18 protein-coding genes and 1 tRNA gene are annotated in these 21,036 nt (G+C 56.7%); 8 read left to right on the top strand and 11 right to left on the bottom strand.

Annotated features, from left to right (window positions below; genetic code table 11):
• The first annotated feature begins 170 nt into the window (after positions 1–170).
• A complete protein-coding gene (gene mgtE, locus B498_RS13090) occupies positions 171–1,607 on the top strand; it encodes a magnesium transporter (protein ID WP_008500966.1) in 1,437 nt (478 codons plus the stop codon).
• Here mgtE and B498_RS13095 read toward each other — a convergent pair.
• On the bottom strand, positions 1,570–2,859 hold the full coding sequence (locus tag B498_RS13095) for a SulP family inorganic anion transporter (protein WP_008500965.1): 1,290 nt from the start codon (positions 2,857–2,859) through the stop codon (positions 1,570–1,572). The two genes, mgtE and B498_RS13095, sit on opposite strands and share 38 nt — an antisense overlap.
• 187 nt (positions 2,860–3,046) lie before the next feature.
• Between B498_RS13095 and mqo the strand changes: the two genes are divergently transcribed.
• Positions 3,047–4,696: a malate dehydrogenase (quinone) gene (mqo, locus tag B498_RS13100; protein ID WP_008500964.1), complete on the top strand. Its 1,650-nt coding sequence runs from the start codon at positions 3,047–3,049 to the stop codon at positions 4,694–4,696.
• A gap of 93 nt (positions 4,697–4,789) precedes the next feature.
• Here mqo and eco read toward each other — a convergent pair whose 3' ends face one another.
• Positions 4,790–5,293, bottom strand: coding sequence for a serine protease inhibitor ecotin (eco, locus tag B498_RS13105; RefSeq protein WP_008500963.1), 504 nt, complete (start codon positions 5,291–5,293; stop codon positions 4,790–4,792).
• Between the two features lie 209 nt (positions 5,294–5,502).
• On the opposite strand from eco, the gene B498_RS13110 reads away from it, so the two are divergent.
• Both B498_RS13110 and B498_RS13115 read left to right on the top strand, forming a co-directional pair.
• Positions 5,503–5,763, top strand: a complete 261-nt coding sequence (locus B498_RS13110) for a DUF2534 family protein (RefSeq protein ID WP_008500962.1) — start codon at positions 5,503–5,505, stop codon at positions 5,761–5,763.
• Positions 5,764–5,887: 124 nt separating this feature from the next.
• Positions 5,888–7,075: an MFS transporter gene (locus B498_RS13115; protein ID WP_008500961.1), complete on the top strand. Its 1,188-nt coding sequence runs from the start codon at positions 5,888–5,890 to the stop codon at positions 7,073–7,075.
• Between the two features lie 37 nt (positions 7,076–7,112).
• Here the strand turns inward: B498_RS13115 and B498_RS13120 are convergent.
• The 3 genes from B498_RS13120 to B498_RS13130 all read right to left on the bottom strand — a co-directional run bounded on the left by B498_RS13120 (position 7,113) and on the right by B498_RS13130 (position 9,269).
• Positions 7,113–7,189, bottom strand: a tRNA-Pro gene (locus tag B498_RS13120).
• A gap of 72 nt (positions 7,190–7,261) precedes the next feature.
• Positions 7,262–9,022: an LPS biosynthesis-modulating metalloenzyme YejM gene (gene yejM / locus B498_RS13125; RefSeq protein ID WP_008500959.1), complete on the bottom strand. Its 1,761-nt coding sequence runs from the start codon at positions 9,020–9,022 to the stop codon at positions 7,262–7,264.
• A 19-nt stretch (positions 9,023–9,041) separates the two neighbouring features.
• Positions 9,042–9,269 carry a YejL family protein gene (locus B498_RS13130; RefSeq protein ID WP_008500958.1) on the bottom strand — a complete coding sequence of 76 codons (228 nt, stop codon included), beginning with the start codon at positions 9,267–9,269 and terminating at the stop codon, positions 9,042–9,044.
• A gap of 134 nt (positions 9,270–9,403) precedes the next feature.
• Here B498_RS13130 and yejK point away from each other — a divergent pair, with 134 nt between their 5' ends.
• Positions 9,404–10,411, top strand: coding sequence for a nucleoid-associated protein YejK (yejK, locus tag B498_RS13135; RefSeq protein ID WP_008500957.1), 1,008 nt, complete (start codon positions 9,404–9,406; stop codon positions 10,409–10,411).
• Between the two features lie 50 nt (positions 10,412–10,461).
• Here the strand turns inward: yejK and rplY are convergent, their stop codons facing one another.
• Together rplY and B498_RS13145 are read right to left on the bottom strand one after the other, a co-directional pair.
• A complete protein-coding gene (gene rplY / locus B498_RS13140) occupies positions 10,462–10,746 on the bottom strand; it encodes a 50S ribosomal protein L25 (protein WP_008500956.1) in 285 nt (94 codons plus the stop codon).
• A 125-nt stretch (positions 10,747–10,871) separates the two neighbouring features.
• Positions 10,872–12,632, bottom strand: coding sequence for a DEAD/DEAH box helicase (locus B498_RS13145; protein ID WP_008500955.1), 1,761 nt, complete (start codon positions 12,630–12,632; stop codon positions 10,872–10,874).
• Positions 12,633–12,913: 281 nt separating this feature from the next.
• Here B498_RS13145 and rsuA point away from each other — a divergent pair, with 281 nt between their 5' ends.
• The 3 genes from rsuA (at position 12,914) to B498_RS13160 (ending at position 15,457) form a co-directional block, all read left to right on the top strand.
• Positions 12,914–13,621: a 16S rRNA pseudouridine(516) synthase RsuA gene (gene rsuA, locus B498_RS13150; RefSeq protein ID WP_008500954.1), complete on the top strand. Its 708-nt coding sequence runs from the start codon at positions 12,914–12,916 to the stop codon at positions 13,619–13,621.
• 15 nt (positions 13,622–13,636) lie between these two features.
• A complete protein-coding gene (locus tag B498_RS13155; protein WP_008500953.1) occupies positions 13,637–14,833 on the top strand; it encodes a Bcr/CflA family multidrug efflux MFS transporter in 1,197 nt (398 codons plus the stop codon).
• Between the two features lie 279 nt (positions 14,834–15,112).
• Entirely contained in the window at positions 15,113–15,457 is a 345-nt protein-coding gene (locus B498_RS13160; protein WP_008500952.1) for a YejG family protein, read from the top strand.
• 3 nt (positions 15,458–15,460) lie between these two features.
• Here the strand turns inward: B498_RS13160 and yejF are convergent, their stop codons facing one another.
• Genes yejF through B498_RS13180 form a run of 4 tightly spaced genes read right to left on the bottom strand, consistent with a single transcriptional unit; the run spans position 15,461 to position 20,986 of the window.
• Positions 15,461–17,050 (bottom strand): microcin C ABC transporter ATP-binding protein YejF, encoded by a 1,590-nt coding sequence (gene yejF / locus B498_RS13165; RefSeq protein ID WP_008500951.1) that lies wholly within the window; start codon positions 17,048–17,050, stop codon positions 15,461–15,463.
• A gap of 1 nt (position 17,051) precedes the next feature.
• On the bottom strand, positions 17,052–18,077 hold the full coding sequence (locus B498_RS13170) for an ABC transporter permease (protein WP_008500950.1): 1,026 nt from the start codon (positions 18,075–18,077) through the stop codon (positions 17,052–17,054).
• Positions 18,077–19,171 (bottom strand): microcin C ABC transporter permease YejB, encoded by a 1,095-nt coding sequence (locus tag B498_RS13175; RefSeq protein ID WP_008500949.1) that lies wholly within the window; start codon positions 19,169–19,171, stop codon positions 18,077–18,079. Before B498_RS13175 ends, B498_RS13170 begins: the two co-directional genes overlap by 1 nt.
• A 9-nt stretch (positions 19,172–19,180) precedes the next feature.
• Positions 19,181–20,986 carry an extracellular solute-binding protein gene (locus B498_RS13180; protein ID WP_008500948.1) on the bottom strand — a complete coding sequence of 602 codons (1,806 nt, stop codon included), beginning with the start codon at positions 20,984–20,986 and terminating at the stop codon, positions 19,181–19,183.
• Positions 20,987–21,036: the final 50 nt, after the last annotated feature.

Raw genomic sequence — 21,036 nt, 5'->3', positions numbered from 1 at the left:
GCTTCGCCTTACCCGGCCTGGGATTTTGTAGGCCCGTGCAGCGTAGCGCCGCCGGGCACAATGATTTGCACGATATGCCGCTTTTTTCTCCATCCCGGCCCGTTGTTTATTCTTATTTACATATCCTCGCGCTATGCTTAATACCAACTTATTTCATGGATTTATGATTGATGTCGGTATTAAAGAAAAACAGCGCCAGGCAGCGTGACCAGGAACGTGCGCGACTGATCTGGCTTCTCACGACCGATAAAGCGGTCACGTCTACGCTATTAGGCAAGCTGACCCTGGCTGAGCAATATGATGTCGGCACGTTAGCCGACGATATTGCTGAGGTAGGTGCGCTGGTTGCTCATCTCCCGCCGCCGGATCTGGCGGATACCCTGGAAGCGCTTCCCTCGGAAGAACGTCACGCCCTGTGGCGTCTGGTGCAGGATCACGAGCGCGGACAGGTGCTGCTTGAGGCCTCGGAAAACGTCTGGGACGACCTGATCGACGAGATGAGCGATCGGGACATCCTCGACGCTCTGCAAACCCTGGATATCGACGAACAGATTTACCTGGTTCAACACCTGCCGCGAAACCTGACCGGCCGCCTGCTGGCGTCACTGCCTGCCGATGAACGCGCGCGCGTGCGCCAGGTGATGCATTACGACAAAAACAGCGTCGGCGCGATTATGGAGTTCGGCGTTATCACGGTGCGCCCGGACGTGACGCTCGGCACCGTGCAGCGCTATCTGCGTCGCCTGGGCAAAATGCCGGATAACACCGATAAGCTGTTTGTCACCTCCCGGGATAAAACCCTCCTCGGCGAACTGGAGCTGAAAACCATCCTGCTCAACAGCACCCAGCGGAAGGTGAGCGAGGTGATGGAAAACGAGCCGATGGTCTTCTCCCCGGAGGACGATGCGGAAAAAGCGGCGCGTACCTTCGAACGTGATGACCTCGTGAGTGCCGCCGTCGTGGACTCCGTCGGCAAACTGATGGGGCGTCTGACCATCGACGAGATCGTTGACGTCGTTTATGAAGAAACCGACAACGACCTGCGTGCGCTGGGGGGGATCAGCGCGGAAGATGACGTCCATGCTTCCGTCGGCAAGGCGGTGAAAACGCGCTGGGCGTGGCTGGCCATTAACCTGTGTACCGCGTTCATCGCTTCCCGCGTGATTGACGGCTTTGAACACACCATTTCGCAGCTGGTGGCGCTGGCCTCGCTGATGCCGATTGTGGCCGGGATTGGCGGCAACACCGGAAACCAGACCATTACCATGATCGTCCGCGCGCTGGCGCTGGAAAATATTCAGCCCGGCAACTTCGCCTTTCTGATCTTCAGAGAGATGGGCGTGGCGCTGATCAACGGCCTGGTGTGGGGCGGCATTATGGGCGGCATCACCTGGTGGCTGTATGACGATATGGCGCTAGGCGGTGTGATGATGCTGGCGATGGTGCTGAATCTGCTCGTGGCATCGATGATGGGCGTTATTATCCCGTTGACCATGACCAAACTGGGGCGCGACCCCGCGGTGGGGTCGAGCGTGATGATCACCGCCATCACCGATACCGGCGGTTTCTTTATTTTTCTTGGGCTGGCGACGATTTTTCTGCTTTAAGCCGACGCTTAATGCGGGCGGGAAGCAGCACCATGACGATAATCCCGCCCAGCACGCCAATCGCCAGATTGCCGGTTGATACCGTGGCGGCAACGGTGACCAGCATGACGACCGTTTCAGCAATCGGAGCCGTTTTCAGCGTGGCCGGCTGAAGGCTGTGCCAGCTGAAGGTTTTAACGGCGACGATGGCCATAATGCCCGCCAGCACCGCCATCGGGATGTTGGCCATCACGTCGCTGAGCGCCGTCACCAGGATCAGCAGCACGATGCCCGCAGCGAAGGTTGAAATGCGGCTTCGGCCTTTCCCCATCTCCACGTTAACGATGGTTTGTCCGATCATCGCGCAGCCCGCAATACCACCGTAAAATCCGGCCAGGATATTGCCGACGCCTAATCCAATGCTCTCGCGGCGTTTACTTGACGGCGTCGCGGTCAGCTCATCCACCAGCTTTGCGGTCAGCAGGGATTCCAGCAGGCCGACAAACGCGATGCTCAACGCGCACGGCCAGATTATGCTCAGCGTCTGTAAATTGAGGGGGACCAGAAGTTCGCTAAGACCCGGCAAGCCGCCGCTCATGGCGCCTTCATCGCCCACGGTCGGCAGGTTTTGCCCGGTTGAAACGGTAAACAAGGTTAACAGCACAATCGCAATCAGCGGGGAAGGGATGCTTTTGAAATAGCGCGGCACCCACAGCACGATCAGCACCGTCAGCACGAACAGGCCTACAATCAGCGGGCTTCGGCTCCAGAAATGCGGAACCTGCGCAAAGAAAATCAATATCCCGAGGGCGTTAACAAACCCGGTCATGACCGACTGGGGAATAAAGCGCATCAGTCTGGCCATGCCCAGGAGGCCAAACAGAATCTGAATTACGCCAGCCATGAGCACGGCGGGAAGAATGTACTGTACGCCGTGCTGATGCACCATGGGTCCAATAACCAGCGCCACGGAACCGGCCGCGGCCGTGACCATCGCCGGGCGACCACCCAGTACAGACAGGGCAAGACACAGCACCACGGAAGCGATCAGGCTGACCTTCGGGTCAACGCCCGCCACCACCGAAAATGAGATGACCTCGGGGATCAGCGCCAGGGCGGTAATCACGCCAGCCAGCGTTTCACGCGTCAGCTGTTTAGGGGAACGCAGCACGCTGGCGACACGGTTTTCGGGAGAGACAGCAGAATGGGGTAGGGACATAACGTTTCGCTGGTTAGGGCAGGCTTCCGTGCGCGCGATCACAAAACGCAACATACTAGCCAGTTAAACCGCGCTTTACCAGACGCTTCGATAATTCCTCACAAACAATCCATCATTAAATTTCACAATTACAATAATTTCGTAACCTTTAAACAATATTTAAAAGTTGTTACCGTGCCCCCGCAGCTTGTTTCACCTGCAATTTCCACGCATCAAGCACTTTTACACTAAGGCATAAATTATGAAAAAAATGACTGCCATGCTCTTTTCTCTGGCCGTGGGGCTTAACACCGTCTCCATGGCGGCGAAAGCTGACGCACCAAAAGAGCAGGAAACGGACGTCCTTTTAATCGGTGGCGGTATCATGAGCGCCACGCTGGGAACCTATCTGCAAGAACTGCAGCCGGACTGGTCAATGACCATGGTCGAGCGCCTTGATGGCGTGGCGCAGGAGAGTTCGAACGGCTGGAACAACGCCGGTACCGGCCATTCGGCACTCATGGAACTGAACTATACGCCGCAGAAAAAGGACGGTTCCATTAGTATCGAGAAGGCGGTAGAGATCAACGAGGCGTTCCAGGTATCTCGCCAGTTCTGGTCTCACCAGGTCAACAGCGGCGTATTGCACGACCCGCACTCTTTCATCAACACCGTACCGCACATGAGCTTTGTGTGGGGCGAGCAGAACGTCAACTTCCTGCGCGCGCGCTACGCCGCACTGCAGCAGAGCACGCTGTTCCGCGGGATGAAATACTCTGAAGACCACGCGCAGATTAAAGAGTGGGCTCCGCTGGTCATGGAAGGTCGTGACCCGAACCAGAAAGTGGCGGCGACCCGTACCGAAATTGGTACCGACGTCAACTACGGTGAAATTACCCGTCAGCTGGTGACGTCTCTGAAGAAAAAAGAGAACTTCAACCTGCAGCTCAGCACCGAAGTGCGCGGTTTCAAGCGCAACGCGGATAACAGCTGGAGCGTGACTGTTGCCGATCTGAAAAACAACGAAGCCGAGCACGTCATCAAGGCGAAGTTTGTCTTTATCGGTGCGGGCGGTGCCGCGATGAAACTGCTGCAGGAGTCCGGTATTCCGGAAGCGGATGACTACGCGGGCTTCCCGGTGGGCGGTCAGTTCCTGGTGTCCGATAACCCGGAAGTGGTGAATCGTCATCTGGCAAAAGTGTACGGTCAGGCTTCCGTGGGCGCACCGCCAATGTCTGTTCCGCACATCGATACCCGTATGCTTGACGGCAAACGCGTGGTGCTGTTTGGCCCATTCGCGACCTTCTCCACTAAATTCCTGAAAAACGGCTCCCTGTGGGATCTGCTCAGCGCAACCACCACCTCTAACGTCAAGCCGATGATGGACGTGGGGCTGGATAACTTCGATCTGGTGAAATACCTGATTAGCCAGGTGATGCTGTCTGACGACGACCGTTTCGAAGCGCTGAAAGAGTACTATCCTGAGGCGAAGAAAGAAGACTGGCGTCTGTGGCAGGCGGGTCAGCGCGTGCAGATCATCAAGCGCGATCCGAAAGAGGGGGGCGTGCTGCGTCTGGGCACCGAAGTGGTGAGCGATAAGGACGGTACCATCGCCGCGCTGCTGGGTGCGTCACCGGGTGCGTCTACCGCTGCGCCAATCATGCTGCACCTGATGGAAAAAGTGTTTAAAGATAAAGTCGCCAGTCCGGAATGGCAGGCGAAGCTGAAGACCATTATTCCATCCTACGGCACGAAGCTGAACGGTAACGTGAGCGCGACGGAGCAGGAGCTGGAATACACCAGCCGCGTACTGCAGCTGCAGTACATCAAACCGCAGGCTGCGGATGCTGCGCCAAAAGCGGAGCTGAAGCCTCAGCCGGAAAACAAACCGGTTGCGGATATCGCGCTGTAAGGTAAAAAAGCCGGGTGGCGCTGACGCCTACCCGGCCTATGTTCGGTGTTGTTTTGTAGGTCGGGTAAGGCGAAGCCGCCACCCGACTTAATTTCAACGTACGACAGCCTGCTCAATCTTCTCTTCAGCCTTCCACACGCGATATTTCACTTCCACATTTTCAGGCGTATAGACCACGATCGGCAACTTGCTGTTGTAGCGCAGCAGGCTGTTGTCGCCCAGATAGGCGGTCACAAATTTCTTCTCTTTCTTGCCATCCGGGCAGGCCATCATGGTGGAGACCGGAGAGGTGACTTTATCAAAGACGTAGTAGTCGTAACCCCAGCCTTCCAGCGTTTTGCTTTCCAGCTGACCGCCCAGACGATGCTGGTTGCAGTCCACTTCCAGCGTCTTGCCAATTAACAGCTCCACTTTGTAGTTCGCTTCATCCTGCTGAACCGGAAGCTGAATCACCTGACGCTTCATCCCTTTATCCGCTTTCGGATACGGGGCGACTTTTTCCAGCGGCTGCGCTTTAGGTGTTTCGCTGGCGAAAGCGCTGGTGCTGACACACGCGGCGGCGATGAGTGCGATGGCAAATTTAGGTGCGTTTTTCATTGTCATTCCTTTATGTCAAAACGATCTTGCACAGGTTAACATAGCGGCCGTGAATGATTGGTGTTATTTACTTACATTTTCAATATATACAGCGTAATAAACCAAGTATTTGTTATTTATGTAGGTGTTTGTACTGGCGTGGAGTCTGGCAGGCGTTTGTGTTATTTTAGACTCTATATAATGTTATTCATCTGTAAAAGGGAAGAGAGATGGTTCGTGCAAAACTGAAAACGCCTGAAGGCCGCAAGTTCCTCCTGGCGCTGCTGGTTGTGTTTATGATTGCTGCCGCGTGCGTGGGGCGTGCCACGATTGTTGGCGTCATCGAACAGTACAACATTCCTCTCTCTGCCTGGACAACCAGCATGTACGTCCTGCAGTCGGCGATGATCTTTGTCTACAGTCTGGTATTCACCGTTCTGCTGGCTATACCGCTGGGTATTTTTTTCCTGGGCGGACGTGAGAAGCACTAAGCACCGATTTGCGATAACTGAGCCATCCTGCGGGGTGGCTTTTTTTATGCCTGATAATTTTTATTCGCCTTTCCAGGATATTCTGTTGAGAGCACCTTTGTTTACAGAAAGCAGGAGAGGCTTAATGCAATCCCGGTTTGCCACGCTCCGCCAGATCCCAAAAGGTGTCTGGGTGGTCGGTGGAGTAAGTATGTTGATGGATATCTCGTCGGAGATCATTCACAGCCTGCTGCCATTGTTTATGGTCACGACGCTGGGCGCCAGCGTCATTTTCATTGGTTTGATTGAAGGCCTGGCTGAGGCCACTGCGCTGTTTATCAAGGTGTTTTCCGGCGCCATCAGTGACTATCTGGGCAAGCGTAAAGGGCTGGCGGTTCTGGGCTACGGTCTTGGCGCGTTGAGTAAACCGTTGTTCGCTATTGCCTCTTCTTCCGGCATGATTCTGGGGGCACGCTTAATCGACCGGGTCGGGAAGGGGATCCGGGGAGCGCCGCGCGATGCGCTGGTTGCTGACGTTACGCCGCCGGAACTTCGCGGCGCGGCCTTTGGGCTGCGTCAGTCGATGGACACCATCGGCGCATTTCTCGGGCCGCTGCTGGCCGTAGGATTGATGCTGCTGTGGAACGATGATTTCCGCACGATTTTCTGGATCGCGGTGATCCCCGGCGTGCTCGCCGTGGCGCTGCTTTTCTTCGGCTTGCATGAGCCGAAAACGCCCGTCGAACATAAACGCACGAACCCCATCAAAAAAGAGAACCTCAGGCGTCTCGGGAAAGGCTGCTGGTGTGTCATTGGCCTGGGGGCCATCTTCACGCTCGCACGCTTCAGTGAAGCCTTTCTTGTCCTGCGCGCACAGCAGTCGGGGGTGCCGCTGGCGCTGATCCCGCTGGTGATGGTGGCCATGAATCTGCTCTATTTCCTCTCTGCCTATCCGTTTGGCAAGTTATCGGACCGGATGAGCCACACCCGGCTACTGCAGTGGGGTCTGGTGATGCTGATTGGAGCAGATATTGTGCTGGCGCTGAGCACCCACTGGGCTGGAATGCTTCTGGGCGTTGCGCTTTGGGGAGTGCATATGGGGATGACGCAGGGGCTGCTGGCGGCAATGATCGCAAAAACGGCGCCTGCGGATCTGCGCGGTACCGCCTACGGCATTTTTAGTCTGGTCAGCGGCGTGGGATTGTTAGTCGCCAGCCTGGGGGCAGGAGCCATCTGGGAAACGTTTGGGGCGGAATATACGTTTTATGCCGGGGCGGTGATTTGTCTGGTAACGCTTGTATACCTGCGCAAAACGCCGGACGAGGCGAAATAAAAAACCAGCCATAAGAGGCTGGTTTTCAATGTGTTTTTGGTCGGCACGAGAGGATTTGAACCTCCGACCCCCGACACCCCATGACGGTGCGCTACCAGGCTGCGCTACGTGCCGACGCATAGAAAGAATACTACTCGATTCCGTTTTGAATGCAAGGAAATCCGTCGCTAACTGGTTTATTATTAATCAGTTAGCGACAAAACGCTTCTCATCCGTCAGGACCTGCAGCAGCAGGCTCAGCTGCGGTTTCTGGTCTTTCAGCCGCTCACCCTGCAGGTTATACGTCTGATAATTCCCGTTGCTGTTCAGCACCAGCGTCAGCTTCGGCGTGGTCACCACCAGCGTATTATTCCCTGCTGCCGTAACCCAGTTATGGCGGCGCGCGGCGCTGAAGAGATCCTGGCCCTGCGAATACTCGTTTGCCGGCGTGCTGACGTGCAGCAGGCGTTGCATCAGGGTGGTCATCACATCTTTATGCTCGGTAAGCATAGTGATGCGCTGCGCCGGGGTGCCCGGCCAGTGGATGACCAGCGGAACCTGCAGGTTAGGGCGTGACCAGCTCATGCTCTTCGCCTCGTCACCTAACGGGACGCCATGGCCTGCCGTCACGATCACCACGGTGTTGTCCAGCTTGCCGGACTCACGTAGCGCGTCAAGCACGCGGGCAATCTGCGCATCAACATCACCCGCCGCGCGGCCGTAGCGGCGCGCGAAATCACTCTTATTGCTGTTAGCAAGCGTTGTGCCGTTAAAGGCAACCCATGAGAACCAGCGGTTATCTTCCTGGGCATAGCGCTGCAGCCAGTTTATCCATTGGCTGGCGGTCTGCGCATCGGACTGATTCTGTGCCGCCGGCAGTGAGAAATCAGACAGCAGCGCCTGGCGGTAGAGCGGGCTGTTAAAGCCATCGGATGAGAACAACCCTAACTGATAGCCCTGCTGATTCAGCCCGGTGATCAGCGCCGCAGGCGTGCGGGTAGAGAGTACGCCGTCCATGTATCCGGCTGAAATGCCATAGAAGAGGCCAAAGATGCCCGCGTCGGTTGTGTTACCGGAGCTCATGTGCTGAGTAAACGTGACGTTTTGACTCGCGAAATTGGCCAGGGCTGGCATCTGCTTCTCATAACGGGAATAGTTCAGGCCGTCGACGGTGATGAGCAGGACGTTTTGCCCGCGGCCCATATCGCGATAGCGCAGGTCGCTCAGCGGATACTGAACGCTGACGGCTTCCGGGTTACCCTGCTCGATAAGGCGGCGCTGGTACTCCTGCGCATCAAGCAGGCCATGTTTCTCGAGGAAGCGACGGGCCGTCATCGGGTACGAGAGCGGCAGGTTCGCGCGCTGCATGGTAATAGGACGATAGAAGTTCGCATCCGCCCAGATATACATGATGTGCGAACTGATAAAGGAGACGAAGAAGAGCGCGGCGACGGGCTTCGCGTAATGGCGTCGGCGGGTCAGGCTGCGCAGTTTTTGCCAGCTCCAGGTGGCAAACAGCATCTCAATCAACAGGATCACCGGGACGCTGATAAACATCAGCTGCCAGTCGCGGGCCGTTTCGTTCTGGTCGGGGTTAATCACCAGCTCCCAGACGATGGGGTTGAGATGCAGGTGGAAGCGGGTGAACACTTCACTGTCGATAAGCAGCAGCGTCATCCCCACCGTCGCAAGGATGGCGGACAAGAATCGCATCAGACGCTGCGACATGACGATAAACGTCAGGGGGAACAGGATCAGCAGATAGGTGGCGAAAACCAAAAAGCTAAAGTGACCGACAACGCTTATCCAGGAGTAGATACGCCCGGTGAGCGTTGTTGGCCAGTCTGCGACAAACAGATAACGACAGCCAATGACCGTCGCCAGCAGAATGTTGAACAGGGCAAACCAGTGCCCCCAGCTGACCATCTGGGAGACTTTTTCACGGTAGCGCTGACGATTCGTCACCATAAACTGTTGTTCGTATCCCTTAATGGGCCGGGTCGTTGCTGACGGACGACTGTAAAGCCTGGGCGAAAGATTTTGCGATCGCCTGACGCTGAGCCGGAGCAACGCTGGTGTTAATCAGGTTGGTGACCATATTTCCCAAAACCATCAGGGAGAGATCGGTCGGCGTTTTATGTTTTTCCAGTACGTTGACCAGCTCACTGAGCAGTTGTTCAACGTGTTCATCACTGTAGCGGGAATGTTGTGGCATAAATCAAAATCAGTTTGTTGATGAAAGGGCAACATATTACCGTAGCAACAGCTTTTTTTCCCCTTTTTTATCTGTTGTTGCACACATGTCCTGGTGGTGGTTGAATACCGCCCGGTCTAAAAGGAGAGTTTATCATGAGTCTGGAAATCAACCAGATTGCCCTGCACCAGCTTATCAAGCGCGATGAGCAAACCCTTGAAGTGGTGCTGCGCGATTCGTTACTGGAACCCACGGCGACCGTTGTGGAGATGATGGCAGAGCTGCATCGTGTCTACAGCGCCAAAAATAAAGCCTATGGGCTGTTCAGCGAAGAGAGTGAACTGGCCGATAGCCTGCGCCTGCAGCGCCAGGGTGAAGAGGATTTCCTGGCGTTTAGCCGTGCGGCAACCGGGCGTCTGCGCGACGAGCTGGCGAAATATCCGTTCGCCGACGGCGGGATCGTGCTGTTCTGCCACTACCGCTATCTGGCGGTCGAGTACCTGCTGGTTACCGTGCTGAATAACTTAAGCAGCATGCGCGTGAACGAGCAGTTGGATATCAGCTCAACGCATTATCTGGACATTAACCATGCGGATATCGTGGCGCGTATTGATTTGACCGAGTGGGAAACCAACCCGGAGTCGACCCGCTACCTGACTTTCCTGAAGGGACGCGTGGGACGCAAAGTGGCGGATTTCTTTATGGATTTCCTCGGTGCCAGCGAAGGGCTTAACGCCAAAGCGCAGAACAAAGGGCTGCTCCAGGCGGTTGACGATTTCACAGCCGAAGCGCAGCTCGATAAATCTGAGCGCCAGACGGTGCGTCAGCAGGTTTACAGCTACTGCAACGAACAGCTGCAGGCAGGGGAAGAGATTGAGCTGGAGTCGCTGTCAAAAGAGCTGGCTGGCGTCAGCGAAGTCAGCTTCCAGGAATTTACCGCGGAGAAGGGCTATGAGCTTGAAGAGAGCTTCCCGGCGGATCGCAGCACGCTGCGTCAGTTAACCAAGTTTGCCGGCAGCGGCGGCGGGTTAACCATCAACTTTGATGCGATGCTGCTGGGGGAACGTATCTTCTGGGATCCGGCCACCGATACGCTGACCATTAAGGGGACGCCGCCGAATTTGCGCGATCAGCTTCAGCGCCGCACCTCGGGCGGTAAATAGCAGGCACAAAAAACCCCGCAGAAGCGGGGTTTTTTTCGACAGGTTTGCGATTACGCGCGAACGAAGTCGATGTGAGTCAGTTTTGGCTTGAACGCGTGACGCTGAACAGCCTGAACTTTCACTTTTTCTTCTTTACCGCCAACAACGATGGTCAGAACTTCGCTGTAGAATTCAGCTTTGGTCTGCAGGTTCCACAGTTTGTCGTGATCCAGTTCGATTGCAACTGGAGCAGCTTCGCCACCGTAAACGATAGCCGGGAACTTGTTAGCGGTACGCAGGCGGCGGCTCGCACCCTTACCCTGCACGTTACGTACTTCTGCTTCGATAGTGAACATTGATTTCTCTCTGTATTTAAAACCCTACTACAGGCGACCCAGCAGCAGGTGAGTGTTCTGCCTCACGGATGTGAAGCGGGCGGCATTTTATACTCAAATGCCCCTCACATCAATGAAAAGTCCCGCTAACCGCGCAATTCGTTGGCGCGACGGAAGCGACCTTCGTAGTCAAAGAGCTTCTCGCGCACCTGCCAGTACTGGCCTTTCTTACGGGCGACGACAAAATCCGGATGGCGCAACAGCACCTGCTGGCGCACGATATCGGCCACGGTGATCCAGCGCAGGGGCACGCCCGGGGTGCGGGTGTGCGGGCGAATAAACAGCTGTTCGAAGGCCGTTCGCTGGGCAGGCGTCTGGACCCGGAAGCGCTCGCTGACGTCCGCCCCGTCCTCGTCGTAATAGGTGATTTTCAGCCATTCGCCTTTTTCATCCGCGCCGGGCTGCAGCGCCATGCCGGAACAGCGCAGCACCAGCGCATCTTTCAGCTTTAGCGCCGCTTTCAGCATGTCGTCCGGGTCAACCAGCACCGTGTCGCACTCCCGACAGCGGCGAGCGGCAATGTCATTTTCGGCGTTGCACTGCGGGCAGTTTTTGAAGCGGAAACGAAAATCGCACTGCTCGCGATGCCCGTCATCATCTTCAAACCAGCCCTGACAGCGGCGGCCAAAATGTTCGATCAGCGTACCGTCGGCGGTGGTTTTGCCCCAGAAGGTGTTGGCAAACCCGCAGGCAGGGCAAAAGACCTGCACGGGCACGTTGTCGCTTTTTCCTTTTGGCGCGCCGACCTCAGGCGTAAAGAGATCGTGCGGGTTACCGGCATAATCCAGAATCAGGCAGTCGGTTTTCCCCGGCGCCAGACGCAGGCCGCGGCCAACAATTTGCTGATACAGACTGACCGATTCGGTCGGGCGCAAAATAGCGATCAGGTCGACGTGCGGGGCGTCAAAGCCGGTGGTCAATACCGACACGTTAACCAGATAGCGGAACTGCTGGGCTTTAAAGGCCTCAATCAGGCGGTCGCGCTCGGGGCCGGGCGTCTCGCCGGTGATGAGCGCCGCGTCGCCGGAGGGCAGTAACCCGGTGATTTCGCGCGCGTGCTCAACGGTGGCGGCAAAGATCATCACGCCTTTGCGCGTCGCGGCGAACTCCTCAATCTGGCTGATGATATGCGGCGTAATGCGCTTTTGCTTTTTCAGCTCCTGGTTAAGATCCGCTTCGCTGAATAACCCGTTGCTCTGCGCCTGCAGGCGGCTGAAATCATACTGCACCACCGGCATATCCAGCAGTTCAGGCGGCGTCAGGTAGCCATGTTTAATCATGTAGCGCAGCGGAAGCTCGTAGATGCAGTCGCTAAACAGGGCCTTGTCATCGCCGCGCACCATGCCGTGATAATGGTAACGATAGATCCAGCCTTTACCCAGACGAAACGGGGTCGCCGTCAGGCCCAGCAGGCGCAGGTGAGGGTTCACGTCTTTCAGGTGCGTCAGGATTTGCTGATACTGGCTGTCGTCGTCATCGCTGATGCGGTGACACTCGTCGACAATCAGCAGCGAAAATTCGCTGCGAAACAGATCCAGATTGCGGGCCACCGACTGCACGCTGCCAAACACCACCTTGCCGTGGCTCTCTTTACGCTTTAGACCGGCGGCGAAAATGTCGGCTTCCAGTCCAAGTGCACAATACTTGGCATGGTTTTGCGCGACGAGCTCTTTAACGTGCGCCAGCACCAGCACGCGGCCACGGGCCAGACGCGCCAGTTCGGCAATGACCAGGCTTTTGCCTGCACCGGTCGGGAGCACAATCGCCGCCGGCTCGCGATGTTTACGGAACCAGGCGAGGGTGGCGTCAACGGCTTCCTGCTGATAGGGACGAAGTGTAAAAGTCATGGGGTCTCGGTTTCGTTATTCCGCACATATACCCGTCATACTTCAAGTTGCCTGTGCGTTGGCTGCACTCGTTCACCCCGGTCACTTACTTATGTAAGCTCCCGGGGATTCACTCCTTTGCCGCCTTCATGCAACTCGAATTATTTAGGGTATAGATAGTATGCCACGAAACTTTTTCCCTTGAGTGGCGCAACCAGACCATTATACTGAACCGTTCCAGACTGCTTCTATTTTCGGACCTGTTGTCCGACTTCCTGCACCATTAAGGCTAAAAAGATTTCATGCGACTTGATAAGTTTATCGCTCAGCAACTCGGCGTAAGCCGCGCTATTGCCGGGCGCGAAATTCGCGCCAGCCGCGTTACCGTGGATGGCGACATTGTGAGAGACAGCGCGTTCAAACTGCAACCTGACCATCAGGTGGAGTACGACGGCAATCCGCTGACCCAGCAGCACGGTCCTCGCTACTTCATGCTCAATAAGCCGGAAGGCTACGTCTGCTCAACGGACGATCCGGATCACCCTACGGTGCTCTATTTCCTCGACGAACCGGTGGCGCACAAGCTGCATGCCGCAGGCCGCCTCGACATCGACACCACCGGTCTGGTGCTGATGACCGACGACGGTCAGTGGTCGCATCGCATCACCTCTCCACGCCACCACTGCGAGAAAACCTATCTGGTCACGCTGGAGTCACCGGTGTCGGATGACACGGCAGAGCACTTCGCGAAAGGCGTGCAGCTGCATAATGAAAAAGATCTGACTAAACCGGCGGTGCTTGAAGTCATCACCCCGACGGTGGTCCGTCTGACCATCAGCGAAGGGCGCTACCATCAGGTGAAACGTATGTTTGCCGCGGTGGGGAACCACGTTGTTGGCCTGCATCGCGAACGGATTGGTGCGATTGAACTCGATCCCGACCTTGCGCCAGGCGAATACCGTCCGTTAACGGAAGAAGAGATCGCCAGCGTCGGTCTGCCTTCGCACTAATTTCAGGAGAACCCTGTGACCACCAGGCCACACTCGTCGTTCAAAATCGTCTTCATTCTTGGCCTGCTGGCCATGCTGATGCCGCTGTCTATTGATATGTACCTGCCCGCGCTGCCGGTCATTTCCGCGCAGTTTGGCGTCCCGGCGGGCAGCGCGCAGATGACGCTCAGCACCTATATTCTCGGCTTTGCCCTTGGCCAGCTGTTTTATGGCCCGATGGCGGACAGCCTTGGACGCAAGCCCGTCATTCTGGGCGGGACGCTGGTCTTTGCGGCCGCAGCGGTTGCCTGTGCGCTGGCCCAGACCATCGATCATTTGATCATCATGCGTTTCTTCCACGGTCTGGCGGCGGCAGCGGCAAGCGTGGTGATTAACGCCCTGATGCGCGATATCTACCCGAAGGAAGAGTTCTCCCGCATGATGTCGTTCGTGATGCTGGTGACGACGATTGCGCCGCTGGTGGCGCCAATGGCGGGTGGTGCGGTGCTGGTGTGGTTCAGCTGGCATGTGATTTTCTGGATCCTGGCCCTGGCCGCGCTGCTGGCCTCGGCAATGATCTTCTTCTTTATAGATGAAACGCTTCCCGTCGAGCGCCGCCAGAAGTTTCACATCCGTACCACCATCGGCAACTTTGCCTCGCTGTTTCGCCACAAGCGCGTGCTCAGCTATATGCTGGCAAGCGGGTTCAGCTTTGCCGGAATGTTCTCTTTCCTGAGCGCCGGGCCGTTTGTCTACATCGAGCTTAACCACGTGTCGCCGCAGCACTTCGGCTATTACTTTGCGCTTAACATCGTCTTCCTGTTCATTATGACCATCATTAACAGCCGCTTTGTCCGAAGGGTGGGGGCGCTGAACATGTTCCGCGCCGGGCTGTGGATCCAGTTTGTGATGGCGATCTGGCTGGTGGTGAGCGCGTTTCTGGGCGTGGGCTTCTGGGCGCTGGTGGTTGGCGTGGCGGCCTTTGTCGGCTGTGTGTCGATGGTGTCGTCCAATGCGATGGCGGTGATCCTGGATGAGTTCCCGCACATGGCGGGGACCGCCTCTTCCCTGGCGGGGACGTTCCGCTTCGGCATCGGCGCTATCGTTGGCGCGTTGCTTTCTATGGCCACCTTTACGACGGCATGGCCCATGCTGTGGGCGATGGCTTTTTGCGCAACCAGCTCGATACTCTTCTATCTTTACGCCAGTCGACCGCGAAAAGCGGCCCACTAAAACACAGAGAAGGCCCGGCAGGGCCTTTTTTGTTGATGCATATCAACCAAACCTCCGTTCGTTTATGCCGTGTTTGTTTATTTTATGTAAAATCTATTTGTGTAAAAAGTCACATCATTGTATTCAAAAAGGTTGAGTTAGATCGCAGAAACGGGTACATATAGCGCCGACGCGAGCCTGAATACCGATAAAAAAGTGCTGAATAGTGCAGGCTGGCGATGATGTGTTACTATAAATGTAAATAAATTGCGAAGTAAATTTTGCTTCCGGGGAACGAACGTGAATACATTACAACTTTCTATTGTCCATCGCTTGCCCCAGAGCTATCGCTGGTCGGCGGGTTTTGCTGGTTCGAAAGTTGAACCGATTCCGCAAAACGTCGCGGGCTGTGAAAACTGCCTGGTGGCGCTCAAGCTGCTGAGCCCGAGCGATGAAAATGCATGGCGGGTGATGGAGCGTCTCAGTCAGGCCCTGACGGATATCGAAGTGGACAGCTCCGTGCTGGAATGCGAAGGGGAGCCGTGCCTGTTTGTGAAAAGCCAGGACGAGTTTGCTGCCACCTGCCGCCTGAAAAATTTTGGCGTTGCTATTGCAGAGCCTTTCTCCGGCCAGTATCCATTCTGAGCGCTAGTCTGACGACAACAGCTGGCGCGTGTAGCGCTGCGTTGGCGCGCTAAATACGCGCTGGCAATCACCCTGCTCGACCACCTCTCCCTGTCGCAACACAATCACCTGATGGCATAGCGCCCGCACCACCTGCAAATCATGGCTGATAAAGATATAGGCCAGCCGGTGCTTTTCCTGTAGCCCTTTAAGCAGCGCCAGGATCTGCGCCTGTACGGTCCTGTCCAGAGACGACGTCGGTTCATCCAGAATAATTAGCTCTGGTTTCAGGATCAGCGCGCGGGCAATCGCGATACGCTGGCGCTGCCCACCGGAAAATTCCGCAGGATAGCGGTGGCGCGTCTCGGGATCTAAACCCACTTCAACCATTACCCGCATGACCTCCTGCTCGCGCTGCTGCGCGCTCAGGCCGGGCTGATGGACGCGCAGGCCCTCTTCGACAATCTGTAACACGCTGAGCCGCGGGTTAAGCGAGGAGTTGGGATCCTGAAAGACCACCTGCATGCGAGGACGTACGGGCAGCATCTGGCGGCGGTTCCAGCGGTGCAGCGGCATGCCGTCAAACAGGATTTCGCCCTGTGAGGCAATTAAGCGCAGCAGCGCCAGACCGGTGGTGCTTTTACCCGAGCCGGATTCGCCCACCAGCCCGAGGGATTCGCCCGGGCGCAGCGAGAAGCGGATATTTTTTAACACCGGGTTGCGATCGACAATGCGGCGCAGAATACCTTTGCGGATCGGGAACGAGACGGACAGATCCTCAACGCGCAGCAGCGGCGTGCTGTCAGCGTCGAGGGGAACCGGGTCGCCGGAGGGTTCGCTGTCGAGCAGGCGCTGCGTATAGGGGTGTTGCGGCGCGCTCAGCAGCGTGGACGCCGCATTCTGTTCAACACAGCGGCCGTTTTGCATCACCGCGACGCTGTCGGCCAGCTTTCTCACAATGCTCAGGTTGTGCGTGATAAACAGCAGGCTCATGTTCAGCTCGTCACGCAGGTCCCGCAGCAGCGTCAGTATTTGCGCCTGTACCGTCACGTCCAGCGCCGTTGTGGGCTCGTCGGCAATCAACAGCTCGGGGCGCGTCAGCAGGGCCATGGCGATCATCACGCGCTGGCGTTCGCCGCCGGAGAGCTGATGCGGAAAATCATTCAGCCGTTTGGCCGCATTGCGTATGCCTGTGCGTTCAAGACAATCCAGAATTTCTCCCCGCGCGGCCTCTTTGCGCATCCCACGGTGCAGGGAGAGCACTTCATAGAGCTGTTTTTCCAGGCTGTGCAGCGGGTTAAGCGACACCATCGGCTCCTGGAAGATCATCGCGATTTTGTTGCCGCGAATGCCGCGCAGGGCCTGTTCGTCGGCGTGCAGCAGCGAACGGCCGTGAAAAAGGATATCCCCTTGCGTGTAGCTCACTGGCGGAGAAGGCAGCAGCCGCAGGATGGAGAGCGCCGAAACGCTCTTGCCTGAACCCGACTCACCCACCAGGGCCAGCGTTTCACCGCGCTGGATCTGCAGCGTCAGGTCGCTGACCACGGTGCGCGTCTCGTCCTGCTTTGAAAAAGCAATCGACAGGTTATCAATACGGAGCAGAGGCTGGGTCATTTTAAACCGCCTTGTTAGGATCAAAGGCATCGCGCACGGCTTCGCCAATAAAAATCAGCAGCGACAGCAGCACGGCCACGGAAAGAAAGGCGGCGATGCCTAACCACGGTGCCTGCAGGTTGTTCTTGCCCTGCAGCAGCAGTTCGCCGAGCGACGGGGAACCCAACGGTAGCCCGAAACCGAGAAAATCCAGTGAGGTGAGGGTGGTGATGGAGCTGCACAGAATAAACGGCAGGAAGGTGAGCGTTGCCACCACGGCGTTGGGCAGCATATGGCGGAAGATGATCCCGCGGTCGCTCACGCCAAGCGCCTGCGCGGCGCGAATATAGTCGAAATTACGGGTGCGCAGAAACTCGGCCCTGACCACACCGACCAGCGCCATCCAGCCGAACAGGACGGTAATGCCTAATAACCACCAGAAGTTGGGCTGTACGACGCTGGAAAGCAGGATGATCAGAAACAGCGTCGGCATGCCTGACCAGACCTCAATCACCCGCTGGCCCCAGAGGTCAATTTTCCCGCCGTAGTAGCCCTGAATGGCGCCCGCCACGACGCCCATCACGCTGGAGAAGATCGTCAGCATCAGCCCAAAGAGAAGCGAAATACGCGTGCCATACAGGATGCGCGCCAGCACGTCACCGCCGTTAGCATCCGTTCCCAGCCAGTTTTGCGCGGAGGGCGGGGAAGGGAAGGGGGTCGTGGTGGCGAAGTTAATGCTGTTTGCGCCAAAACGCACCGGCGCCCAGAGCGCCCAGCCGTGCTGCTCAATCTGCTGGCGAAGCCACGGGTCCTGATACTCTGCCGGCGTCGCAAACGGGCCGCCAAAGTCGCTTTCGTTGTAATTGGCGATGACCGGCACGTACCAGCGATCGTTAAAATGCACCAGTAGCGGTTTATCGTTAGCGATCAGTTCTGAAAACAGGCTTAAGACAAACAGCACGGCAAAAATCCACAGCGACCAGTAGCCGCGGCGGTTGTGGCGAAAGCGGGCCCAGCGGGCCTGGTTGACGGGGCTTAAACGCGGCATCATCGGCCCTCAAAATCGATTCGGGGATCGACCAGCGTATAGCTGATATCGCTGATGATATTCAGCAGCAGGCCAATCAGGGTGAAAATATAGAGCGTGCCGAACATTACCGGATAGTCACGCGACACGGTGGCCTCATAGCCCAGCAGGCCCAGACCGTTAAGCGAGAACATCACCTCTATCAGCAGCGAGCCGGTAAAAAACATACTGATGAACGTGGCCGGAAATCCGGCGATCACCAGCAGCATGGCGTTGCGGAACACGTGCTTCCACATGATCTGCTTCTCGCTCACGCCTTTAGCGCGGGCCGTAACGACGTACTGTTTACGAATTTCATCGAGAAAGGCGTTTTTGGTCAACATGGTCAGGGCCGCAAACCCGCCAATGACCGTGGCCAGAACCGGCAGCGTGATATGCCAGAGGTAGTCGGTGATTTTCTGGTACCACGGCAGGGAGCTGAAATCGGCGGAGACGAGGCCCCGCAGCGGGAAGAGATCAAAATAACTGCCCCCGGCGAAAAAGACGATCAGCAGAACGGCGAACAGAAACGCCGGGATGGCATAGCCGATAATGATGAACGTGCTGCTCCAGATATCGAACCGGCTGCCGTTGTACACCGCTTTGCGGATCCCAAGCGGTATAGAGACCAGATAGATGATCAGCGTACCCCACAGCCCGAGCGTGATCGAAACCGGCAGGCTTTGCTTGATCAGCGTCAGCACTGACGCACTGCGAAACAGGCTATCGCCAAAATCAAAGCGGATGTAATCCCAGAGCATCTTGAAATAGCGCTCGTGAATCGGTTTATCAAAGCCGTAGCGGTGGGTGATCTCGGCGATCACCTCCGGATCCAGCCCGCGTCCGCCGCGGTAATGGCTTTCGCTGATATTCCCTACGCCAGTTCGCGCATGGCTGGCGCCCATCCCTTCACCGCCGCCGCCCGGCATGCCGCCGCTATTGCCAAATTCAATGGCGGCAATGGCCTGATCGACCGGCCCGCCAGGAGCGATTTGCACGATGAAAAAGTTAATCGTGATGATGGCCCACAGGGTGGGGATGACCAGCAGCAGACGGCGGAGAAGATAGGCACCCATGATAATTCCTTATCGCCGCTCAGCGGGAAGTCTGGCGGCTTTGTTAACGTCATACCACCAGGTGTCAAAGCCCAGAGAATAGACCGGGCGCACGGCAGGCACGGAGAACTTATCCCAGCGCGCAAGGCGATCTTCGCCCATATACCACATCGGCAGCATGTAGTAGTTCCAGGTTAAGACCCTGTCGAGGGCGCGCCCGAGCGGCACGAGCTTGTCTTTATCCCCCTGCGCCGCCACGATTTTCGCAATGAGCGCATCAATCGCCGGGCTTTTTACCCCCGGCGCATTGTACGAGGAGTCGATGTAGCTGGAGGCCCAGGAGATTTGCAGGTCCGAGCTAGGCCACGGCTGCGCGGGCCACAGGCGCTGCATCATGTCGTAATCACGGCTGCGCATGCGGCTGGTGATCTGCGCGTTATCAACCTGGCGAATGTTCATGGTTACGCCCAGCCGCTCAAGGTTGTGCTTAAACGGCAGCACCCACTGGTCGTTGCCCCCGGACGAGAGCAGCAGTTCAAAGCTGAGTGGCTTGCCCGTTTTGGCATCCACACGTTTTTGATTCTTCAGGTGCCAGCCTGCGTCATCCAGCAGCTTGCTGGCTTTGAGCAGGTTGTCGCGGTCGTAACCGTCACCCTTCGATGCGGGCGGCTGAAACACCGTTGTAAACACCTCTGGCGGTACCTCTGCTTTAAGGGGGGCCAGCAGGACCAGCTCGTCGGCTTTCGGATAATCACGCGCGGCGTATTCGGTATTCTGAAAATAGCTGTTGGCGCGGCTATAAGCCCCGTAAAACAGCGCTTTGTTCATCCACTCAAAATCAAAGGCCAGGGAGATGGCTTCCCGCACCCGGCGGTCATTAAATACCGGACGCTGAATATTAAACGCCAGCCAGCGGGTGTCCTGGGCAGATTCATTTTTGTGTTCGTCTTTGACGATATAGCCTTTGGCGAAATTTTTGCCGATATAGCGGGTCGCCCAGTTTTTGGCGCTGCTCTCGACGCGCAAATCGAATGCCCCGGCTTTGAACGCTTCAAACGCCACGTTATCGTCGAGGTAGTAATCATAGCGAAGGGTGTCGAAGTTCCAGCGTCCGCGGTTGACCGGCAGATTGGCCGCCCAGTAGTCTTTGACGCGGGAATAGACGACATATTGCCCCATTCGCCAGTCGGTAATGCGGTAGGGGCCGCCAGCCAGCGGAGGCGTTGAAAGCGGGTCGCTCAGCTTATGATTTTTCCAGAACGATTCCGGCATCACCGGCAGCGAGAACAGGCTGAGCATATTCTCTTTGTTCGGTTCGCTCAGCTCAATGCGCACTGTGAGCGGCGCGATGGCTCTGACCGACGCGCCTTTATACACGATGCGGAACTGGGGGACGCCTTCGGTCATGAATTTATGGAAGGTGAACGCAACGTCGCTGGCCTTCACCGGTGTGCCATCGTGAAAACGTGCCCGCGGGTTCAGCGAGATTTCCGCCCAGGCGAAGTTATCGGCGTAACGCACGTTCTCGGCAATGAGCGGATAGTAGCTGCCGGGCTCGTCATCAGACGTGACAAAAAGCGTATCATAAAGCGATTCCGTTCGCGCGGCCGCCACGCCGCGCAGGGCGTAGCGGTTGAAGTTGTCGAAGGTTCCCGTGGCGGAAAGCGTGACCTTACCGCCTTTTGGCGCGGCAGGGTTGACGTAATCGAAGTGCGTAAAATTGACCGCGTATTTAGGCTCGCCAATCACCGCGAAGGCGATATTCTCTTTGATGGTTTGCGCCTGGCTGGACAGGCTCGTGAATGCCAACATCAGCAACATAAAGCGCATAAGCATCTCGCGGCAGCTCCCTCTCTACAGACCGGCTCGGTTAAGCTGAATAATAA

Source organism: Enterobacter sp. SST3 (assembly GCF_000286655.1).
Classification (GTDB): Bacteria; Pseudomonadota; Gammaproteobacteria; order Enterobacterales; family Enterobacteriaceae; genus Enterobacter; species Enterobacter roggenkampii.
This window is presented reverse-complemented; position numbering and strand designations above follow the sequence as displayed.

Bases quoted from the DNA above. Each gene is read 5' to 3' on its own strand.
- B498_RS13110 (WP_008500962.1), top strand. From the start codon at position 5,503: ATGGTTCGTGCAAAACTGAAAACGCCTGAAGGCCGCAAGTTCCTCCTG.
- yejK (WP_008500957.1), top strand. From the start codon at position 9,404: ATGAGTCTGGAAATCAACCAGATTGCCCTGCACCAGCTTATCAAGCGC.
- mqo (WP_008500964.1), top strand. From the start codon at position 3,047: ATGAAAAAAATGACTGCCATGCTCTTTTCTCTGGCCGTGGGGCTTAAC.
- yejM (WP_008500959.1), bottom strand. From the start codon at position 9,022: ATGGTGACGAATCGTCAGCGCTACCGTGAAAAAGTCTCCCAGATGGTC.
- B498_RS13115 (WP_008500961.1), top strand. From the start codon at position 5,888: ATGCAATCCCGGTTTGCCACGCTCCGCCAGATCCCAAAAGGTGTCTGG.
- B498_RS13175 (WP_008500949.1), bottom strand. From the start codon at position 19,171: ATGGGTGCCTATCTTCTCCGCCGTCTGCTGCTGGTCATCCCCACCCTG.
- rplY (WP_008500956.1), bottom strand. From the start codon at position 10,746: ATGTTCACTATCGAAGCAGAAGTACGTAACGTGCAGGGTAAGGGTGCG.
- rsuA (WP_008500954.1), top strand. From the start codon at position 12,914: ATGCGACTTGATAAGTTTATCGCTCAGCAACTCGGCGTAAGCCGCGCT.
- B498_RS13145 (WP_008500955.1), bottom strand. From the start codon at position 12,632: ATGACTTTTACACTTCGTCCCTATCAGCAGGAAGCCGTTGACGCCACC.
- B498_RS13170 (WP_008500950.1), bottom strand. From the start codon at position 18,077: ATGCCGCGTTTAAGCCCCGTCAACCAGGCCCGCTGGGCCCGCTTTCGC.
- B498_RS13130 (WP_008500958.1), bottom strand. From the start codon at position 9,269: ATGCCACAACATTCCCGCTACAGTGATGAACACGTTGAACAACTGCTC.
- yejF (WP_008500951.1), bottom strand. From the start codon at position 17,050: ATGACCCAGCCTCTGCTCCGTATTGATAACCTGTCGATTGCTTTTTCA.
- mgtE (WP_008500966.1), top strand. From the start codon at position 171: ATGTCGGTATTAAAGAAAAACAGCGCCAGGCAGCGTGACCAGGAACGT.
- eco (WP_008500963.1), bottom strand. From the start codon at position 5,293: ATGAAAAACGCACCTAAATTTGCCATCGCACTCATCGCCGCCGCGTGT.
- B498_RS13180 (WP_008500948.1), bottom strand. From the start codon at position 20,986: ATGCTTATGCGCTTTATGTTGCTGATGTTGGCATTCACGAGCCTGTCC.
- B498_RS13095 (WP_008500965.1), bottom strand. From the start codon at position 2,859: ATGTTGCGTTTTGTGATCGCGCGCACGGAAGCCTGCCCTAACCAGCGA.